At 72.7% G+C, this 19,712-nt stretch carries 19 protein-coding genes and 1 riboswitch; of the genes, 1 reads left to right on the top strand and 18 read right to left on the bottom strand.

From position 1 onward, the window contains the following. Nucleotides 1-9 precede the first annotated feature (9 nt). The 12 genes from tdh to IE316_RS16990 form a co-directional block, all read right to left on the bottom strand. Nucleotides 10-1,038, bottom strand: a complete 1,029-nt coding sequence (gene tdh / locus IE316_RS17045) for an L-threonine 3-dehydrogenase (protein ID WP_190205212.1) — start codon at nucleotides 1,036-1,038, stop codon at nucleotides 10-12. A gap of 167 nt (nucleotides 1,039-1,205) precedes the next feature. After that, nucleotides 1,206-1,781 (bottom strand): GAF domain-containing protein, encoded by a 576-nt coding sequence (locus tag IE316_RS17040; RefSeq protein WP_190205211.1) that lies wholly within the window; start codon nucleotides 1,779-1,781, stop codon nucleotides 1,206-1,208. A gap of 63 nt (nucleotides 1,782-1,844) precedes the next feature. Further along, nucleotides 1,845-2,462, bottom strand: a complete 618-nt coding sequence (locus tag IE316_RS17035; RefSeq protein ID WP_190205210.1) for a GTP-binding protein — start codon at nucleotides 2,460-2,462, stop codon at nucleotides 1,845-1,847. Continuing rightward, nucleotides 2,440-2,814 carry a DUF742 domain-containing protein gene (locus IE316_RS17030; protein ID WP_190205209.1) on the bottom strand — a complete coding sequence of 125 codons (375 nt, stop codon included), beginning with the start codon at nucleotides 2,812-2,814 and terminating at the stop codon, nucleotides 2,440-2,442. The genes IE316_RS17035 and IE316_RS17030 overlap by 23 nt, the downstream gene beginning before the upstream one ends. A 2-nt stretch (nucleotides 2,815-2,816) precedes the next feature. Beyond that, the gene (locus IE316_RS17025; RefSeq protein ID WP_190205208.1) at nucleotides 2,817-3,278 is read right to left on the bottom strand and encodes a roadblock/LC7 domain-containing protein; all 462 of its coding nucleotides are present in this window, start codon (nucleotides 3,276-3,278) and stop codon (nucleotides 2,817-2,819) included. A 92-nt stretch (nucleotides 3,279-3,370) separates the two neighbouring features. Continuing rightward, a complete protein-coding gene (locus IE316_RS17020) occupies nucleotides 3,371-5,188 on the bottom strand; it encodes a sensor histidine kinase (RefSeq protein ID WP_190205207.1) in 1,818 nt (605 codons plus the stop codon). A 342-nt stretch (nucleotides 5,189-5,530) separates the two neighbouring features. Continuing rightward, entirely contained in the window at nucleotides 5,531-5,917 is a 387-nt protein-coding gene (locus IE316_RS17015; protein ID WP_190205206.1) for a hypothetical protein, read from the bottom strand. Between the two features lie 143 nt (nucleotides 5,918-6,060). After that, entirely contained in the window at nucleotides 6,061-6,699 is a 639-nt protein-coding gene (locus tag IE316_RS17010; protein ID WP_190205412.1) for a response regulator, read from the bottom strand. Continuing rightward, a complete protein-coding gene (locus IE316_RS35965) occupies nucleotides 6,696-8,579 on the bottom strand; it encodes a sensor histidine kinase (RefSeq protein WP_190205205.1) in 1,884 nt (627 codons plus the stop codon). The genes IE316_RS17010 and IE316_RS35965 overlap by 4 nt, the downstream gene beginning before the upstream one ends. Nucleotides 8,580-8,703: 124 nt before the next feature. Next, a complete protein-coding gene (locus tag IE316_RS17000) occupies nucleotides 8,704-9,888 on the bottom strand; it encodes an MBL fold metallo-hydrolase (RefSeq protein ID WP_190205204.1) in 1,185 nt (394 codons plus the stop codon). A gap of 131 nt (nucleotides 9,889-10,019) precedes the next feature. Continuing rightward, a complete protein-coding gene (locus tag IE316_RS16995; RefSeq protein ID WP_190205411.1) occupies nucleotides 10,020-10,805 on the bottom strand; it encodes an SGNH/GDSL hydrolase family protein in 786 nt (261 codons plus the stop codon). A 222-nt stretch (nucleotides 10,806-11,027) separates the two neighbouring features. Next, entirely contained in the window at nucleotides 11,028-11,987 is a 960-nt protein-coding gene (locus tag IE316_RS16990; protein ID WP_190205203.1) for a M23 family metallopeptidase, read from the bottom strand. 4 nt (nucleotides 11,988-11,991) lie between these two features. Beyond that, a riboswitch (cyclic di-AMP (ydaO/yuaA leader) is annotated at nucleotides 11,992-12,151 on the bottom strand. A gap of 422 nt (nucleotides 12,152-12,573) precedes the next feature. Here IE316_RS16990 and IE316_RS16985 point away from each other — a divergent pair. Beyond that, a complete protein-coding gene (locus IE316_RS16985) occupies nucleotides 12,574-13,371 on the top strand; it encodes a tyrosine-protein phosphatase (RefSeq protein ID WP_190205202.1) in 798 nt (265 codons plus the stop codon). Nucleotides 13,372-13,393: 22 nt separating this feature from the next. Here IE316_RS16985 and IE316_RS16980 read toward each other — a convergent pair whose 3' ends face one another. From IE316_RS16980 to hpnH, 6 genes are all read right to left on the bottom strand, one after another. Beyond that, a complete protein-coding gene (locus tag IE316_RS16980) occupies nucleotides 13,394-13,513 on the bottom strand; it encodes a DUF6126 family protein (protein WP_190205201.1) in 120 nt (39 codons plus the stop codon). Continuing rightward, a complete protein-coding gene (locus tag IE316_RS16975; protein ID WP_190205200.1) occupies nucleotides 13,510-14,133 on the bottom strand; it encodes a helix-turn-helix domain-containing protein in 624 nt (207 codons plus the stop codon). Before IE316_RS16975 ends, IE316_RS16980 begins: the two co-directional genes overlap by 4 nt. Nucleotides 14,134-14,194: 61 nt before the next feature. Beyond that, nucleotides 14,195-15,580, bottom strand: a complete 1,386-nt coding sequence (locus IE316_RS16970; protein WP_190205199.1) for an aspartate aminotransferase family protein — start codon at nucleotides 15,578-15,580, stop codon at nucleotides 14,195-14,197. Continuing rightward, on the bottom strand, nucleotides 15,581-17,500 hold the full coding sequence (gene dxs / locus IE316_RS16965) for a 1-deoxy-D-xylulose-5-phosphate synthase (protein WP_190205198.1): 1,920 nt from the start codon (nucleotides 17,498-17,500) through the stop codon (nucleotides 15,581-15,583). It abuts the gene before it with no gap. A 26-nt stretch (nucleotides 17,501-17,526) separates the two neighbouring features. After that, nucleotides 17,527-18,681 carry a flavodoxin-dependent (E)-4-hydroxy-3-methylbut-2-enyl-diphosphate synthase gene (ispG, locus tag IE316_RS16960; protein WP_190205197.1) on the bottom strand — a complete coding sequence of 385 codons (1,155 nt, stop codon included), beginning with the start codon at nucleotides 18,679-18,681 and terminating at the stop codon, nucleotides 17,527-17,529. Nucleotides 18,682-18,685: 4 nt separating this feature from the next. Beyond that, nucleotides 18,686-19,708, bottom strand: coding sequence for an adenosyl-hopene transferase HpnH (gene hpnH / locus IE316_RS16955; RefSeq protein WP_190205196.1), 1,023 nt, complete (start codon nucleotides 19,706-19,708; stop codon nucleotides 18,686-18,688). Nucleotides 19,709-19,712: the final 4 nt, after the last annotated feature.

Here is a 19,712-nt window from a genome sequence, read left to right as displayed (position 1 = left end):
CCAGGAGGTTCAGAGGGTCCAGTCGAGGATGACCTTGCCGCCGCGGCCGCTCGCGGCGTCGGCGAAGGCGGCCTCGTGGTCGCGGTGGGAGTAGCGTCCGGTGATCACGGGGGCGAGGTCGAGGCCGCCCTCCAGCAGCACCGACATGGCGTACCAGGTCTCGAACATCTCCCGGCCGTAGATGCCCTTGATGGTGATCATGGAGGTGACGACGCGGGCCCAGTCGACCGGGAACTCCTCGGACGGCAGGCCGAGCATCGCGATCCGGCCGCCGTGCGTCATGTTGGCGAGCATGTCGCGCAGCGCCTCGGGGCGGCCGGACATCTCCAGGCCGATGTCGAAGCCCTCGCGCAGGCCGAGGGCGCGCTGTCCGTCGGCGATGGCGGCGCCGGAGACGTTCAGGGCGAGGCTGACGCCGATCTTGCGGGCCAGCTCCAGCCGTTCCTCGCTGACGTCGGTGATCACGACGTTGCGGGCGCCGGCGTGCCGGGCGACGGCGGCGGCCATCAGGCCGATCGGTCCGGCGCCGGTGACCAGGACGTCCTCGCCGACCAGCGGGAAGGACAGGGCGGTGTGCACGGCGTTGCCGAACGGGTCGAAGATCGCGGCCACGTCGAGGTCGACGGGGACGCGGTGCACCCACACATTGGACGCGGGCAGGGCGACGTACTCGGCGAAGGCCCCGTCCCGGCCGACGCCGAGCCCGACCGTCGCGCGGCACAGGTGCCGGCGTCCGGCCAGGCAGTTGCGGCACTTTCCGCAGACCAGGTGGCCCTCGCCGCTGACCAGGTCGCCGGCCGCGATCTCGGTGACGTTCCGGCCGGTCCCGACGACCTCGCCGACGAACTCGTGCCCGACCACCAGCGGGGCGCGCACGGCCTGCCGGGCCCAGCCGTCCCAGTCGCGGATGTGCAGGTCGGTGCCGCAGATGCCGGTGCGCAGCACCTTGATGAGGACGTCGTCGGGTCCGACGGCGGGCTCCGGTACGTCCGCGAGCCACAGCCCGGGCTCCGCCTTCTCCTTGACCAGCGCCTTCAACGCTAGGGCTCCTGACGGGTGCGGCCCCGGCGCGCGGGCACGCCGGGGCGGCCCGCGTCCGGGGAGATGAGGGGGATCGCACAGCAATCTGCCGTACGCCGCCGGGCGCGGTCCATCGAGGTTTTCTTAACCCGGACCGCAGCTTTCCTTCACGCCGCGGCGGTGCCTCACAGCGGCAGGCCGTCGTCCGCGCTGCGTTCGATACGGGCCACCAGGTCGGCCGCCGCCGACTTGACGGTCTCCAGCCCGGCCCGCCCCCACGGCCGGGGCCGTACGTCGGCGGCGGCGACCGTGCCCAGGACGGTGCCGGTGCTGTCGATGAGCGGGGCGCCCAGGTAGGAGCGGATGCCGAACGCGTCGACGACCGGGTTGCCCGCGAACCGCGGGTAGTCCCGCACGTCCTCCAGGGCCAGCGCCCGCCGCCGGGCGACGACATGCGGGCAGAAGCCGTGGTCGCGCGGCTGGAACCGGCCGAACTCCAGGCCGGTGCCGTCGCCCCGCGTCACCGGGGGCGCCTCGGGCCTGCGCAGCCCGGCGAAGAACTGCCCGTTGTCGACCGGGAAGTTGACCATGGCGTACGGGGCTCCGGTCAGCTCGGCCAGGCCGTCGGCGAAGGCGTCGAGCGCGGCTTCCGGGCGCCGGCCGAGGCCGAGCAGGCGCAGCCGCCGGGTCCGGGCGGGGCCCTCCGGGTCCTCGGGGGTGAGCAGCAGCCGTCCGACCGGGCGCGGCGGGTCGTAGCTCATGGGCGGGCTCCGGCGCTGTGGGCGTACGACATCAGCGGCTCCCTGGCGGTGTGTGTGGGCGGGTCACATGGGGGCGCCATACCCCGTGGCGGGGGCCGGCGTGTGGGCGATGAGATGGCGTACGAGGGTCAGCAGGGTCTGTACGCCGGAGCTGGAGATCCGGGCGTCGCAGCGCACGACGGGGATCTCCGCGGGCAGGTCGATGGCCAGGCGGATCTCCTCGGTGTCGTAGCGGTGGGCGCCGTCGAACTCGTTGACGGCGACGACGAAGGCCAGTCCGCGCTGTTCGAAGAAGTCGATGGCGGCGAAGGACTCCTCCAGACGGCGGGTGTCGGCGAGGACGACCGCGCCGAGAGCGCCCTCGCACAACTCGTCCCACAGGAACCAGAACCGCTCCTGTCCGGGGGTGCCGAACAGGTACAGCACGTGGTCCGGGCCGAGGGTGATGCGGCCGAAGTCCATCGCGACGGTGGTCTCCAGCTTGTTCTCGATGCCGTCGAGGCGGTCGGTGCCGGCGCTGACGGTGGTGAGGAGTTCCTCGGTGCTCAGCGGCGCGATCTCGCTGACCGCGCCGACGAACGTGGTCTTGCCCACGCCGAAGCCGCCCGCGACCAGGATCTTCAGCGCGGTCGGGAACGGGTCGGCGCCGGCGGTGTGGTCAGAGCTGTCGTCGTAGTCCATCGAGCACTGCCTCCAGTAGGGCCCGGTCCGTCGGGGTGTGGTGGAACGAGGCGGGTGGCTTCGCGGTCAGTGCCCCGCAGTCGAACAGGTCCGACAGCAGCACCTTGGTGACCGCCACCGGCAGCCTCAGACGGGCGGCGACCTCGGCGACCGGGACGGGCACCCGGCACAGGTCGAGGGCCTGGGTGTGCTCGGGACCGAGGTAGCCGAAGGGGGTGGTTCCGGTGGCCATGACCTGGGACATCAGGTCGAGGGCGACGGTGGGCCGGGTGCGGCCGTTGCTCACCGTGAACGGGCGCACCAGCCGTCCGGCCGCCTCGTCGAGCCAGGGCCCGTCGCCGACCGCCGCCACGCTCAGGACCTCATCGCCGGGGATGCCGGGGTGGTCGCGGAGGCCGGTGACTGCGCGCCGTGCTGCCGGGGCGGGGTCACCAGGTAGGGCCGCACGCTCTTGACCAGCATCGCCATCTCGTAACCGAGGACCGCCGCGTCGGCCTCGCGCCCGGCGAGCACGGCGAGACAGGTGCCGGAACCGGCGGTGGTGACGAACAGCAGGGTCGAGTCGAGTTCGACCACGACCTGCCGTACGTCACCGCCGTCACCGAACCGGACTCCGGCGCTCCGGCCGAGGGAGTACAGGCCGGAGGCCAGCGCGGCCATGTGATCGGCGCTGTCGGCGTCCAGGCCGTGGACCGACTTCACCAGCCCGTCGCAGGACAGCAGCACCGCGCTGGTCGTGTGCGGCACCCGCTGGACGAGGCCGCTCATCAGCCAGTCGAGGTCGGATACCTGGCCGGTCGGCGCATCGCTCGCCATGGTGGATCGACTCCTTGGGGTACGAAGGTTCGCGGGGGCGCGTGGGCTCATGGGGGGTGGCGCGGGGGTGTGCGGGGTGGTGCGGGGGGTGGTCATCCGGCCGGGGCGCTCCCATCGGGCCGGGTGGTGTGGTCGGCACGGGACGCGAGGACGGACCGCGCCGCACTGAGGTGGGTCAGGTCGTGCGGGTCGGCGGTGTCGGCGGGCTCGGTCCGCTGTGCCGCCTCGGCGAGACCGATGCCGCGCTGGAAGGCGGCCATCAGACCGGGGTCGTGGCCGACGTGCTGGTCGTCGTCCGGCCGGGGGGCGGGGCCCTCGCGCAACTGGGGCACCAGGTGCTCCTGGGCACGGCGGCGCGGCAGCCGGGGTTTGCCCATGGTGCCGCGCACGGCGGCGTGGCGCGGCACGGGCGGGGTGTCCGCGTGCTCGGCGAGCGCCTGCCGGTCGTCCGGCCGGATCCCGGGGACGGCCTCGGCGGGATTGGCCCGCGCCGGGTGAGCCCCGCGCACGGGCAAGGGCGGCGGCGCCTCACCGCCGTCCACCGCAGAAGGCGGAGCCGGTGCCGACCGGGGCGGCGGTACGAGCATCGGCCCACCGCCGTCGGTGCCGTACCCGGACGCCGGTACGGCAGCCTGCCCGTCACCGCCGGTGCCGTACCCGCCGGCCGCGTCGGCCGCCGTCCCGGCCTCCGCCGCCCCGGCCTCCCCCGCCCCCAGCAACGCCTGCGGTACCACCAGCACCGCCTGCACCCCGCCGTAGATGTTGGTCTGGAGCCGGACGCTGATGCCGTGCCGCCTGGCCAACTGGGAGACGACGAACAACCCGATCCGGCCGTCCGCCAGCAGGTGGGCGACGTTGACCTGGTCGGGGTCGGCGAGCAGGGCGTTCATCCGGTGCTGTTCGACGACCGGCATGCCCAGGCCCCGGTCCTCCACCTCGACCGCGAGCCCGGAGGTGACGAGGCCGGCGCGGAGCAGTACTTGGGTGTGGGGGGCGGAGAACACGGTGGCGTTCTCCACGAGTTCGGCCAGCAGATGGATGACGTCGGCGACGGCGTGGCCGCGCAGTTCGCCGTCGACGGGCGGCACGAGCCGGACCCGGGAGTACTGCTCGACCTCGGCGATGGCCGAGCGCAGCACCTCGGTCATGGGGACCGGGTTGCTCCACTGCCGGCGGGAGACGGCGCCGCCGAGCACGGCGAGGTTCTCGGCGTGGCGGCGGACCCGGGTGGCGAGGTGGTCGACGTGGAAGAGGCCCTTGAGCAGGTCGGGGTCCTCCTGCTCGTTCTCCAGTTCGTCGAGGATGGAGATCTCCCGGTGCACCAGTGACTGCAGGCGCCGGGCGAGGTTGACGAAGACCTCCAGCTTCTGTTCGCTGCCCGCCTGGCTGGACAACTGGGCGGCCCGGACGACGGCGGAGACGGCGGTGTCGTGAGCGCGGGACAGGTCGGCGGCGAGCAGTTCGAACTCGTCGGCGTCGTCCGGTGGTCCGCCGCGCGGCTTGCGCCGGGGCGGGGCCTCGCCGCGGCGCAACGCCTCGACCAGGGCGTTCAGTTCGTTCTCCCCGCGGGCGGTGGAGCGGCGCAGGGCGCCGACGCGCTCGCGTACGGAGCGGGCGGCCCGGTCGGCGGCGACGGCGGCCACGGCCACGGCGGCGACGGTCACGCAGAGGGCGCCGGCCAGGACGCCCCACAGGGCGGGACCGGGCGGGGTTCCGGCGGACCGGACGGTGAACAGCACGGCCGCGCAGGCGCTGAGGGCGACCGCGACCGGCGGCAGCACGGCGAGCCGCAGCAGGTGGGGCCGTATCGGGGTCTCGGGCAGCGCGGGAGCGGTACGGGCGGCCGGCCGGCCGTGCCGCCCGCCCTCACGGCGGTCTGCGCGCGCGGCCGGGGCGCGGAGGTGAGACATCGGTGTCCTTGTACTGGTCCGTCGTACGGGTCCGTCGGGCTCGCGGTGTCGGCCGAGCAGACCGGTATACGGCCGTGTGTCGCCCGACGGACACTCACGGTAGTCGGCCACGACACACCGGCGACGGGCGTTGCGGAACTCCTCCAGGCAACGTCCCACTCTGGTATGACGCTTCGTACGACAGACCGATAACCGCCCGTTCCCGCAGCGAGATCGCGACTCGCCCCCAAGTCGCAGTGCCCGATGACCGACAGGACCGGCTCGCCCGGTGTCCGGCGGGACACCGGACCTGGCCGGACGGCACCGTGTCGACGGGCCGCCCGGCCGGAACCGCAAGGGTTGTCACGCCTTGTCGGTGTGCCATCCGCTGCAGTCGAAGGCGCCCTTGGTGCTGTTGTGCTGGCAGGCCCGGTAGCGGACGGCGGTGCCTTCGGCGATCTCGTAGTTGACGGTGACCGGAGCGGCGTCGTAGCCCTTGGCGTTGATCACGTCGTCGTAGGGGTACCAGACGCCACCGGACTTGATGTCGATCTGCCCGATGGTGCCGACGCCGTTGGAGGCGTAGTCGTGGACCACGAAGACCTCCCCGTACGACTTGAAGTCGACGGCCGCCTCGCAGCCCGGGTTGCACACGCTGCCGTCGGCGGAGGCGACCGGCGCTCCGATGAACAGGGTGGTGCCGATGGCCCCGGCGGTGCCCAGTGCGGCGGCGAGATATCTGATGCGCACGGTGTTCTCCTCTTCCTCGATGCGGGTCGCGGGGGCTGATGCGTGTGAGGTGCCGGGTGTCCGACCCCCGTCGCGGCCACCCGGTGCCTCACAACGTACGGAGCCGTCTCGACCGCCACATCAGGGCTGGCCCTGAGACGCTGTCAGACACGCAGCCAGGCCAGCACCGCGAGGACGCGGCGGTGGTCGTCGGGGGTGGGTTCCAGGCAGAGCTTGCCGAATACGCTGCGCACATGGGTCTCCAGGGTCTTGCCGCTGACCCGCAATCGGCGGGCGATGGCCTCGTTGGAGCGGCCCTCGGCCATCAGCCCCAGCACTTCCCGCTCGCGCGGGGTGAGCGCGTCGAGGGTGTCCCCGGGCCGGGCCCGGTTCATCAGCCGTTCCACGATCCGGGGGTCCACCGCCGAGCCACCCGTGGCCACCCGCCGCAGCGCGTCCAGGAGTTCGTCCGCGTCCGCGACCCGGTCCTTGAGGAGATAGCCGAAGCCGCGCGGGTCGCGGGCCAGCGCGCGCACCGGGTCGCCGGTCTCCACGTACTGCGACAACAGCAGCACACCGGTCCCGGGACAGCGGGCCCGGACGGCGCGGGCCGCGCGCAGTCCCTCGTCGGTATGGGTCGGCGGCATCCGGATGTCGAGCAGCACGGCGTCGGGCCGCTGCGCCACGACCAGTTCCAGAAGCCGTTCGGCGTCCGGCAGTTCGGCGACCACCTCGATGCCGAAGTCGTCCAGCAGGCGGGCCAGCCCCTGGCGCAGCAGCGCGGAGTCCTCGGCGACGATCACCCGCACGGAAGCTCCGCCCGTATCCGGGTGCCGTCCCCGGGCGCGCTGGAGACCTCCAGGGTGCCGCCGATCGCGGCCACCCGGTCGGCGAGGCCGCGCAGGCCGCCGCCTGCCGGATCGGCGCCGCCCCTGCCGTCGTCGCTCACCTCCACGACCAGCCGTCCACCGACCGGCCGGACGGTCACGCCGACGGCCCGGGGGCGGGCGTGCCGCATCGCGTTCCCCACCGCCTCGCACACCACGAAGTACGCCGTGCTCTCCACCAGTTCGGGATACCGTTCGGGCCCGGCGGCCACCACGACCGGTACCGGGCACCGCTCGGCCAAGGCGGTCACGGCGGGCCCGAGCCCGGCACGGGCCAGGACTGCCGGGTGGATGCCGTGGGCCAGGTCGCGCAGTTCCTCCAGAGCCTCGCGCAGGGTGCGTTCGGTCTCGGCCACGTCCGAGCGCAGGGCCGCGTCGCCGTCGGCCAGCCGGGCCCGGAGCCGGGCCAGCCCCATCAGCGCGAAGACGAGCCTGGCCTGGGCGCCGTCGTGCAGATCGCGCTCCAGTCGGCGCCGCTCGTCGTCGGCCGCGCGCAACAGCCGCCGCTGGGCCTCCCGGGCCCGGGACGCGAGGGCGTCGCTCTCCCTGCGCAGGCGGCTGTCGCGCAGGCACAGCCGCAGCGCAGCGCTCACCGCGCGCATCAGATGCGGGTCGCTGTGCAGCGCGCTGTCGTGCACGAGCAGCGCCTCCGGCGCCCCGCGTCCGTCGCGCACGACGGTCACGGCCTGTCCGCGCGGGCCGGCCCGGTACGGGGCGACCTCCATGGACTCGGCGTCCCTCGATCCGCTGTCGGCCGTGGCGTCACGGCCGTCGTCCGCGGTGGACGGACCTACGGCGCCGGACGCGATCCGTACGGGGGCGCCGCCGGGGTCGGTGAAGACGGCGCCGTGCCGTCCCGTACTCCCCGAGCACAGCGCCAGCCGGAGCGTCGGATCGCCGAGCGCCCGGCGCAGTTCCTCCTGGAGCCGCCGGGGCGTGGGGTCATCGCCGGCCGCGATCACCAGTCCGCCCACCGAGGCTCGCCGCAGCCGCATCCGCAGCAAGCCGATCAGGAAGGTGACGGGTACGGCGACCTGGCTGAGATCGGAGGGTACGGTCAGGTAGGTGTCGGCACCGGCGAGCGTGTCCGGAGTCAGCACGTGAAGGACTTCCCAGCCGACGAATGCCACGGCCAGGGCGACAGCCACCCACGCGGGCAGCAGGATGCGGCGCCGGGCGAGCCCGCTCGTCCGCCACCGCCGTACCAGGGACACGAGCACCGCGACGGTGAGCACGACCCCGGCCCACCGGTACGCCAGGTCGGCCACCGCGAAGAACCGGTGGTCGTGGACGAGGAGCAGCGCGTTGGGACCGCACCGGCCGCAGGCCAGATAGCTGGCGTCGGCCCCTTCCACGGCCGGGTCGTAGGCGAGGGTGCGCACCAGTCCGCCCACGGCGACAAGTGCGTACCCGGTACGGATCACCCACCGCTCGCTCCTGTCGTCGGCCCGTCCCTCGGGGTAGACCAGCAGCAGGTGGGCCAGCACGGCGAGGTTGAGGGCCTCGCCCCAGGCGCCGAGCGCGAAGACGATGGGCACGCCGGTTCCCTGGAGGTTGCCGACGAACCAGGTAACCCCTTCGGCGAGCATGAGCCGCCCCGTCGGGTTGGCGGGCCGCAGCCACCAGGCCACCGACCCGGCCCCGGCGAACGACCAGCCGACCGCCAGATCCCGCGCCACGTCCGCCGGTCCGGCCCCCGCCCGCAGATACGCCCAGGAGCCCACGGCCCCGGCGCTGACCGCCCCGGCCGCCGCCACCGACCACTCCGCCGTCCGGTGCCCGCTCGCTGCCCGCACCGCTCACCACCCCCGCCGCGCTGTCCCCCGCCTTCACGCACCCGTCATCATCCGGATCCCCGACGACACCGGGCGAGGCTCTTTTGCGCCACGGCCCGAGGGGGGCCGGACGGCGGGTATCAGGTCACCGCTCGCCGGCGAGGTCGAGGTCGTCCTGGCGCGTCCCGGCCGCCCCGCGCACGGTCCAGGTGCGGGCGATCGGCCCGGACACCGCCCGCCACCACGGCTCCACCGGCAGCTCCCCCGCCGGTTCGAACGGCTCGCCCGGCCGCGGGAACGCCACCGCCACCCCCGCGCCCCCGGCCGCGTCCTTCATCCACTCCCCCGGCTCGGCCCAGGCGTGCGGGGCGAGGTTGAAGGTGCCCCAGTGGATCGGCAGCAGCACGCCCGCGTCGGCCGCGCCGCCCTGGAGGTCGAGGTGGGCGCGGAGGCCCTCCTCGGGCGTCATGTGGATGTCGGGCCAGAACTCCGCGTAGGCGCCGACCTGGATCATCGTGGCGTCGAAGGGGCCGTGGGCGGCGCCGATGTCCCGGAAGCCCTCGAAGTAGCCGGTGTCGCCGCTGTGGTAGACCCGGTGGTCCGGCCCGGCGACGACCCAGGAGGCCCAGAGGGTGTGCTGGGTGTTGCGCAGGCCCCGGCCGCAGAAGTGGCGGGCCGGAGTGGCGGTGAGGGTGAGGCCGCCGACCTTCGTCTCCTCGTGCCAGTCCAGCTCGCGCAGCTTGTCGGCGGGCACGCCCCAGCGCTCCAGGTGGGCGCCGACGCCCAGGGGCACGGCGAACAGGGTGTCCGTGCGGGCCAGCGCCTGGATGGTGGGCAGGTCCAGGTGGTCGTAGTGGTCGTGGGAGATGACGACGACGTCGACCGGGCCGAGGGCGGCCAGCGGCAGCGGCACGGGGTGCAGCCGCTTGGGTCCCGCGAAGGGCACCGGGGAACAGCGCTCGCCCCAGACCGGGTCGAACAGCACCCGCCGCCCGTCGATCTCGGCCAGCACACTGGAGTGCCCCGCCCAGGTCAGCCGCAGTCCGGTGGCCGGCGGGCGGGCGAGGTCGGCGACGGTGGTGGGGTGGACGGGGATGTTGCCCGCGGGGGCGCGGCGGGCGCGTGCCTCGCGGTCGAGGTAGACGCCGGCGAACTTGGAGGCCGAGCCGGAGGGCCGGGTCCGGGCCGGTCCGCCGGGGTTCTGGAACACGCCGTCGGCGAAGTGCGGTGATCGGCGGATGCGTGCCATGCGCTCGCCGCTCGGGTCCGCGCCGAAGGCCAGGGGCCGCGGCACACGGAGCCCGGGGCTCGGGGAACGGAAACCGGCCACGGTACCTCCAGGTGGAGTAGTTCGGACTCTCATTATGGTCGGCCGGTACGACACTTCACGGCCGGCCGGTACGACGCTCCGGCCGCCGGGGGGCCGCCCCCGCCGCCGTTCCCCGCGCGGCGGGAGACCGCTCAGGCCACCGCCGCGATCCGGGTCCTGATGTCGGCCGGCGACAGCGTTCCCTTGGCCCGCACGTGGTCGCCGGAGGACTGGCCGCGCAGCCGCCGCCCGATCCACGGCACCAGGTGCTCGCGCGCCCAGTGGACGTCGTCCCGCCGGACCTCCAGCGTGCCGCGCGGCGGCAGCGGGGGCCAGGGCTGCTCGGGGTCGGCCGGCACCGGCAGACCGAGGGCCTGCCCGGCGCGCAGCGCCACGCGCGTGTGCCCCTCGGGCGAGAGGTGCAGCCGGTCGCGGTCCCAGGCCCGGCGGTCCTGGACGCTGCGCAGCGACCACAGGTCGAGCACGGGGCAGCCGTAGCGGTCGGCGACGGCGCGGACATGCCCGTTGTAGGTGGCGATCTTGCCGCGCAGGTGCTTGAGGACGGGTACCCGGCGGGTGTCGAACCCGGTGGTCACCAGGACCGTGCCGGCGGTCGCGGCAAGGGCGGCGACCGCGCGTTCGAACCGTTCGGCCACCTCGTCGGGGTCGGTGCCGGGCCGGATGATGTCGTTGCCGCCGGCACAGAAGGAGACCAGGTCGGGGGCGAGTTCCACCGCCTGCGGCACTTGGTCCGCGACGATCTGGTCGAGCAGTTTCCCGCGCACGGCCAGGTTGGTGTAGGTGAAGTCGCCCTCGGGTCGCCGGTCGGCGAGCAGGACGGCGAGGCGGTCGGCCCAGCCGACGAACGCCCCGTCGGGGCCGGGGTCGCCGACGCCCTCGGTGAAGCTGTCCCCCACCGCCACGTACGACCCGATCACTGCTCTGCTGTCACTCTTCGAATCGTCTGCCACGTCGGACCATGATTCACCGTGGATTGTGACCTACGCGACCGTAGGAGGGGGTTGACGTGCGGTGATATAGGCCACTCGTAAAGGGTTGGCCAACTCCGGAATAACGGCCGCCCGGCGCCGGACGCGGCGAAGGCCGGACCCGGGGAGCGGGTCCGGCCTTCGGCGGTACGGGCGGTGCGGGCGGGTGGGTCAGACGGAGACGCCGTGCGCGCGCAGGTAGGCGAGCGGGTCCACGTCGGAGCCGTAGTCCGGGGTGGTGCGGATCTCGAAGTGCAGGTGCGGGCCGGTCACGTTGCCGGTGGCGCCGGAGAGTCCGATCTGCTGCCCGGCGGTCACGGTCTGGCCGCTGGAGACGGAGAGCGCGGACAGGTGGGCGTACTGGGCGTAGTAGCCGTCGGCGAGCTTGATGACGACCTGGTTGCCGTAGGCGCCGCCCCACCCGGCGGAGACGACGGTGCCCGCGCCGACGGCCTTCAGCGAGGTGCCGGTCGGGACGACGAAGTCGGTGCCGGTGTGGTAGCCGCTGGACCACATGCTGCCGGACTGGTGGTACGGGGTGCCGACGGTACCGGCGGCCACCGGGGAGACGTAACCGCTGGAGGTTCCGGTGGTCTGCGCGGCGGACCCCGAGGACTCGGCGGACTCCGCGGACTCCGCGGACGTGGACTGCGAGGAGTCCGCGGTAGACGACGGCTTCGCGGCGGACCCGGACGGCTTCTCGGCCGACCGGGACGGCTTCTCGGCGGACTCCGTGGCCTTCTGGGCCGTGGCCGGGCCGACGAGGGAGAGCTTCAGTCCGGGGTGGATCAGCGACGGGTCGGAGCCGACGGCTTCGCGGTTGTCCTCGTACAGCTTCTTCCAGCCGCCGCTGACCTTCTGCTCGTCGGCGATCTTCTTCAGGTAGTCGCCGGTGCGCACGGTGTACGTCCGCTTTTCCGAGGCGCCGCCGGAATTCTTCTCGGCGGCCTTCTGCGCGGCGGCCGGAAGGGACTGCACGGCCTTTTCGGAAACGGAATGGGCGGGGGCCGCGTGGGCTCCCGCGGCCCCCATGAGGGGAAGCGCGAGCGCCGCGCCGCCGGTTCCGGCGACGGCGATGGTGCGGGTCAGACGCTGGGTCCTGGTACGACGATGCTTACCCTTCGCGGGCATGGCGAATTCCTCTCCGGCGCCTACGAGGTGAGCTGTCGGGTGCGGGCTGGAGCTGCCCGGCCGCGTCGGAACGCGGCTTTACCCCTAGCCGTTCCGGGAACCGGAACAGGCGGAATTCCTGTGGGTCCCCCGTTCCTGCCGTTACGGGTCGTGGATGGGTGCGGGCTCCGGTCGGCGGCAGGATTAGGCGTCCGTCCGGATCGGAGGTGAACGTAAGGGACCGGGACGCACAGGGACAAGCCTGTGGTTGCCGGTAAAGCCGTTTTCCGTGATCGTTTATGGGATTCCGCCGTCACCCTCCGTGGATTCCGGGGTCCGCGGCGGACGGGAACGCCCTTGAGAAAGGCGCGAATTACGTGAACATGGCGTGCGACGCACCGTCAGGGATATGACGCTGCTCACGCACCCCTGCCACCGGCGCTTTTATTCCGGACCGAGCGGGAATGATGCCGCCAATTCGGACAGAAAGCCCAGATGCGGGCGCTTTCGGTGAATCGGGGCCGGGGATGGCGGGCGGGCCATGCCGTATCGTCGGGGGACGCCCGCCGACGAGCCGCGTCCGCGGGAGGCAGTGGGAGGAGTCCACGTGACGCAGCAGGTCCCGTCGACCGAGCCCGAGCTGGCCGGGGTGCGTAATTTCCGTGACGTGGGCGGGCTGCCCACCGTGGACGGCCGCCGGGTGCGGTACGGAGTCCTCTTCCGCAGCGGCCACCTGGCCCACGCCACCGAGGAGGACGCGGCGTTCCTCGCCGGTCTGGGCCTGCACACGGTCTTCGACTTCCGCAACGCCGCCGACCAGCGGCTGGAGGGCCCCGACGTGGCGCTCCCGGGCGTGCGCAATGTGAACCTGCCGCTGTCCGACCCCGCCGACGGCGCCGAGTTCTGGCGGATGGTCCGCGACGGCGACCTCGACCAGCTCCGGGGCATCCTCGCCGACGGCAAGGGCGCGGCCCGGATGATCGCCTCGTACCGCAGGATCGTCACCGAGCGGACCGCCGAGCACTCCCGGGTGCTGCGCGCGCTCGCCGAGGACAGCGTCCCGGCGCTGATGCACTGCGCGGCCGGCAAGGACCGCGCGGGCCTGTCGATCGCGGTGACGCTGCTCGCCCTGGGCGTCGAGCGGGAGGCCATCGTCGAGGACTACCTGAAGTCCAACGCCACGCACCGCCGGTACAAGGTGCGCCGCAGCGGTGCGGCGGAGTCGGCCTACTCCCCCGAGGTGATGGAGCTGCTGAGCCCGCTGTTCGACGCCCGCGCCGAGTACCTGACGGCGGCGTTCGAGGCGATCGAGGAGACCTGGGGCGGCGTCGACGCCTATTTGGAGCGCGGCCTGGGCGTCACTCCTCAGCTCCGCGACCGCCTGCGTGCCCGTCTGCTCGACTGAGCCGCCCGCCCCGGCCGCCGGGCTACTTGGCGCCGACCTCGAACAGCAGGTAGACGAAGGCCGCGAACACGTGCCCGACGGCGATGTAGATGATCAGCCGTACCCACAGCGCGCGGGGGAACTTCTCCTCCATGTCCCTCACGGGGTGCCTCCGTTCGTCGGCCCCAGGCACAGCGCGGCCGTGGGACTCTGCAGCAGGGTGTGGACGAAGAGCAGGTCGACGCCGCCGTCGTCCTCGGCGGCGATCCGGTGCGGGGTCAGCGAGTCGAAGTGCGCGCCGTCCCCGGGCCCGAGCCGGTGCACCGCGTCCCCGAGGCGCAGCCGCAGCTCGCCCCGCAGGACGTGCAGCCACTCCTCGCCGGGGTGCACCCGCACGATGTCGCCCTGCGAGCCGTGCGGCACATGGACCCGCAGCGCCTGCATCCCCCGGCCGGGGGCGCCGGCCTGCCAGTACGTCCAGCCGCCCGCCCGGGTCGGTTCCATGTCCTCGGCCCGGATCACGGCGTCCCGGTCGGCGGCCGTCTCGCCGAGCAGCTCGGAGACGGTCGTACCGTAGGTCCTGGCGAGGGCGAGCAGCATCGGCAGCGAGGGCTGGCGCTGCCCGGTCTCCAGCCGGGACAGATGGGCGGGCGAGAGTCCGGCGGTGCGGGCCGCCGCCTCCAGGGTGAGGGCGGCCCGCCGGCGCAGGGCCCGCAGTTGCGGCGCCATGACGGGCACCGCTTCGGCGGGCCCGTCCGGCGGTGCGGGCTCGGGTGGGTTCATGCCTCCATTGAGCCCGAGATGTGCCTCAGAGGCAATTTCCTTGCCCCACAGGCAAAAGCCGTCACCGGTGGGCGACGGCCTGCTTCACCAGGGTCCGGCCGAAGTCCCACATCAGACCGCCGCCGCTGTGCGCGTCGTCCATCACCTCGGTGAAGGCGTCCACGAACCGGTCCACCTCCCGCTCCCCGATGATCAGCGGCGGGATCAGCTTGATGACCTCCAGGTGGTCGCCGGAGACCTGGGTGAGGATGCGGTGGCGCTGGAGCAGCGGCACGACCACCATCTGCGCGAAGAGTCCCTTGCGGGCGGCCTGGAGCATGGCCCAGCGGGAGCGCAGCTTCAGCGACTTCGGCCGGCCGAACTCGATGCCGATCATCAGCCCCCGGCCGCGTACGTCGGCGAGCAGTTCGTACTTGTCGATCAGCGCCGCCAGCCGGGACCTCAGGCGCTCGCCGGTGGCCGCCGCGCCGGCGACGATCCCCTCGTCCTCCATGACGTGCAGCACCGCGAGGCCGGCCGCCATGGCCTGGGCGTTGGAACCGAAGCTCGCCGAGTGGACCAGCACCCGGTCCATCGACGAGTACACCTTCTTGAAGATCCAGTCCTTGCCGAGCGTGGCGCCGACCGGCACATAGCCGCCGGAGAGCGCCTTGGCCACGCAGACCAGGTCGGGTTCGACGCCCGCCTCGTGCTGGTAGGCGTAGAAGGCGCCGGTGCGGCCGAGGCCGGTCTGCACCTCGTCGGCGATGAGCAGCGCCTTGTGCCGGTGCAGCAGCTCCTGCGCGGCCCGCAGATAGCCGGGCGGGGCCTCGTGCACGCCCTTGCCCTGGATGGGCTCCACGATCAGCGCGGCCACGTCGCCCGAGCGCAGCTCCCGGGCGAGCGCGTCGAGGTCGCCGAGGGGTACGGCGGTGTCGGGCAGCAGCGGGGCGAAGCCGTCCCGGAAGCCGGTCTCGCCGTTGACCGAGAGCGACCCGGTGGTCAGGCCGTGGAAGGCGTGCGCGCAGTACAGGACGCGGGGCTTGCCGGTGGCGTACCGGGCGAACTTCAGGGCGGTCTCGACCGCCTCCGTACCGCTGTTGCCGAAGAACACCCGGTCCAGATGGGGGCTGTAGGACAGCAGTTTCTCGGCGAGCAGGCCGGGCAGCGGCTGGCAGTCGAAGCGGGTCAGGTCGGCGAGGGAGGCGTCGAGGACGTCGTGCAGCGCCTTGCGGACGACCGGGTGGTGGCGGCCGAGGCCCATCACGCCGAACCCGGCGAGCATGTCGAGGTAGTCGTTGCCGTCCGCGTCCCAGAAGTAGGCGCCCTCGCCGCGCTCGTAGACCTTGTCGAAGCCGATGGTGCGCAGCATGCGCGGGAGCTGGTGGTTGAGGTGCCGGGTGTGCAGCTCGTACCGCTCGGCCCCGCGCTCGGCCAGCAGCGCGCCGAGGTCGAACTCCTTCGTCATTCAGTTTTCTCCTTGCCCTGGCGTGACGGCCCGGTCGTGGTCCGTCCGCTGGTCCTTGACGGCCAGGCTGGCGCTGATCCGGCCGGCGATCTCCACCGGGGTGAGGCCGATGTCGGCGAGCACCTCGGCGCGTTTGGCGTGCGCGAGGAACTGCTCCGGGATGCCGAACCGGCGTACGGGTACGTCGACTTCGGCGTCGCCCAGGGCCAGCGCCACCGCGGAGCCGACGCCGGCCGCGCGGCTGTTGTCCTCGACCACGGCGACCAGGCGGTGCCGGGCGGCGAGGCCGGGCAGCGCGGGGTCGACCGGTTTGACCCAGCGCGGGTCGACCACCGTGCACCCGATGCCCCGGGCCGCCAGCAGCTCGGCGGCCTGGAGGCAGACCGGGGCCAGCACGCCGACGGCGACGAGCAGCACCTCGGGGTCGTCCGCCCGGTGCAGCACGTCGAGGCCGCCGATCCGGTCCACCGCGGGGACGACGGGCCCCACCGACTCCTTGGGGAAGCGCACCAGCGTCGGCGCGTCGTCCACGGCGACGGCCTCGCGCAACTGGGCGCGGAGCTGGTCGGCGTCGCGCGGGGCGGCGATCCGCAGGCCGGGCACGACCTGGAGGATCGACAGGTCCCACATGCCGTTGTGGGAGGCGCCGTCGGCGCCGGTGACGCCGGCCCGGTCCAGCACGAAGGTGACGCCGCAGCGGTGCAGGGCGACGTCCATCAGCAACTGGTCGAAGGCGCGGTTGAGGAAGGTGGCGTAGACGGCGACGACCGGGTGGAGTCCGCCGGTGGCCAGGCCGGCCGCGGAGACGGCGGCGTGCTGCTCGGCGATGCCCACGTCCCAGACCCGGTCGGGGAACCGCTCGGCGAACCGGCCCAGCCCCACCGGGTGCAGCATGGCCGCGGTGATCGCCACCACGTCCGCGCGCTCCTCGCCGATCCGGACCATCTCCTCGCCGAACACCGAGGTCCACGACGGCCCGCCCGCGGGCGCCAGCGGCTCGCAGGTCAGCGGGTCCATCGCGCCGACGGCGTGGAAGTGGTCCTCCTCGTGGGCGAGGGCCGGTTCGTAGCCGCGGCCCTTCTCGGTGAGGCAGTGCACCAGGACCGGCCCGTGGAAGCGTTTGGCCCGGCGCAGCGCCGACTCCACGGCCCCGATGTCGTGCCCGTCGATCGGGCCGACGTACTTCAGCCCGAGGTCCTCGAACAGGCCCTGCGGGGCGAAGGCGTCCTTGAAGCCCTTCTTCGCGCCGTGCAGCGCCTCGTAGACGGTGTTGCCGACCACGGGCGTGCGCTGGAGCACGTCCTTGCCCCAGGCCAGCATCTTCTCGTAGCCGTCGGTGGTGCGCAGGGTCGCCAGGTGGTTGGCGAGGCCGCCGATGGTGGGCGCGTAGGACCGCTCGTTGTCGTTGACGACGATGATCAGCGGGCGGTCCTTGGCGGCGGCGATGTTGTTCAGCGCCTCCCAGGCCATGCCGCCGGTGAGCGCCCCGTCGCCGATGACGGCGACCACATGGCCTCTGAGGCCCTGTACGTCACGGGCCTTGGCGAGGCCGTCGGCCCAGCCGAGGGCGGTGGAGGCGTGGCTGTTCTCGATGACGTCGTGCTCGGACTCCTCGCGGGAGGGGTAGCCCGACAGACCGCCCTTGCCGCGCAGCTTGGAGAAGTCCTGACGCCCGGTCAGCAGCTTGTGGACGTAGCTCTGGTGGCCGGTGTCCCACAGGATGCGGTCGGCCGGTGACTCGAAGACCCGGTGCAGCGCGACGGTGAGTTCGACCACCCCCAGATTGGGTCCGAGGTGACCGCCGGTCCGGGCCACCGCGTGCACCAGGAACTCGCGTATCTCCTCGGACAGTCGGCCCAGTTCGGCCGCGGACAGCGCCTTCAGGTCGCGTGGTCCCCGGATGTTCTCCAGAATCGTCACGCTCGGCCCCCTTCGGTCCGTGTTCTTCAGTTCACGGTGACGGCCGGCTCCCCCGACACGCCGTCCTTCTCCATCTGTTCGGCGATCTTCATCGCCTCGTCGATCAGCGTCTCCACGATCTTCGACTCGGGTACGGTCCGGACGACCTGGCCCTTGACGAAGATCTGCCCCTTGCCGTTGCCGGAGGCGACACCGAGGTCGGCCTCCCGGGCCTCGCCGGGCCCGTTGACCACACAGCCCATCACGGCGACGCGCAGCGGCACTTCCATGCCCTCCAGGCCCGCGGTGACCTCCTCGGCGAGCTTGTAGACGTCGACCTGGGCCCGGCCGCAGGAGGGACAGGAGACGATCTCCAGGCCGCGCTGCTTGAGGTTGAGGGACTCCAGGATCTGGTTGCCGACCTTGACCTCCTCCACCGGCGGGGCGCTGAGCGACACCCGGATGGTGTCGCCGATGCCCTGGGAGAGCAGGGCCCCGAAGGCGACGGCCGACTTGATCGTGCCCTGGAACGCCGGGCCGGCCTCCGTCACCCCGAGGTGCAGCGGGTAGTCGCACTGGGCGGCGAGCTGCCGGTACGCCTCGATCATCACCACCGGGTCGTTGTGCTTCACCGAGATCTTGATGTCCCGGAAGCCGTGCTCCTCGAAGAGCGACGCCTCCCACAGGGCGCTCTCCACCAGCGCCTCCGGGGTGGCCTTGCCGTACTTCTGGAGCAGCCGCCGGTCCAGCGAACCGGCGTTGACGCCGATCCGGATCGGCGTGCCGTGGTCCTTGGCGGCCCTCGCGATCTCCTTGACCTTGTCGTCGAACTGCTTGATGTTGCCCGGGTTCACCCGCACCGCCGCGCACCCGGCCTCGATCGCGGCGAAGACGTACTTGGGCTGGAAGTGGATGTCGGCGATCACCGGGATCTGCGACTTGCGGGCGATCACCGGCAGGGCGTCCGCGTCGTCCTGGGTGGGGCAGGCGACCCGGACGATCTGGCAGCCGGACGCGGTCAGCTCGGCGATCTGCTGGAGGGTGGCGCCGATGTCCGAGGTGCGCGTCGTCGTCATCGACTGCACCGACACGGGGGCGCCGCCCCCGACCGCCACCGGCCCGACCTGGATCCGCCGCGACACGCGCCGCTCGGCGACCGGCCGGACCGGTACCTCGGGGAGCCCCAGGGGCACGGCCGTCATGCCGTCACTCCCGGTTCCCGGAGACCGTCTCGCGCATGGCGCGCAGGGACTCCTTCAGCGACCCCATGGTGGCCAGCACGGCGGTCGGCTCGTAGCCGCAGTGCGCCATGCAGTTGGCGCACCGGGGGTCCTTGCCGCGGCCGTACTTGTCCCAGTCGGTCTTCTCGATCAGCTCCCGGTACGTGGGCACGTACCCGTCGCTCATCAGGTAGCAGGGGCGCTGCCAGCCGAAGAGGGAGTAGTTCGGGATCGCCCACGCGGTGCACGGGAAGTCGACCTTGCCCTCCAGGAAGTCCAGGAACAGCGGCGAGTGGTTGAGCCGCCACTTCCGGCGGTTGCCGCCCCCGAACGCCTTCCGGAACAGCTCGCGGGTCTGCTCCACGCCCAGGAAGTGCTCCTGGTCGGGGGCCTTCTCGTAGGCGTAGGCGGGCGAGATCATCATCTCGTCGACCTTGAGGTCGTCGTTGAGGAAGTCGAGCACCTCGATGACGGTCTGCGGGGTGTCGGTGTTGAAGAAGGTCGAGTTGGTGGTGACCCGGAAGCCGCGCCGCTTGGCCTCCTTGATCGCCGCCACCGCCTCGTCGAAGACGCCCTCCTTCGCCACCGACTCGTCGTGCCGCTCACGCAGCCCGTCGATGTGCACCGCGAAGGCGAAGTACGGGGAGGGCGTGAACTTGTCCATCTTCTTGCGCAGCAGCATCGCGTTGGTGCACAAGAAGACGTATTTTCTCCGGGCCACCAACTGCCGCACGATCTCGTCGATCTGCGGGTGCATCAGCGGTTCGCCGCCGGCGATGGAGACCATCGGCGCACCGGACTCCAGCACCGCTCCCACGGCCTGGGCCACCGGCATGCGCTGCTTGAGCACACCGGCCGGGTGCTGGATCTTGCCGCATCCCTCACATTTGAGATTGCAGGCGAAAAGCGGCTCCAGTTCCACGATGAGCGGGAACTTGTCCCGCTTGCGGAGCTTCTGTTCGGCCAAGTATGTAGCGACCTTGATGGACTGGCGCAGTGGCATGGCCATCTGG

Source organism: Streptomyces fumanus (genome assembly GCF_014655295.1).
Lineage (GTDB): Bacteria > Actinomycetota > Actinomycetes > Streptomycetales > Streptomycetaceae > Streptomyces > Streptomyces fumanus.
The sequence above is the reverse complement of the archived record's forward strand: the minus strand, read 5'-3'. Positions and strand labels throughout refer to the sequence as shown.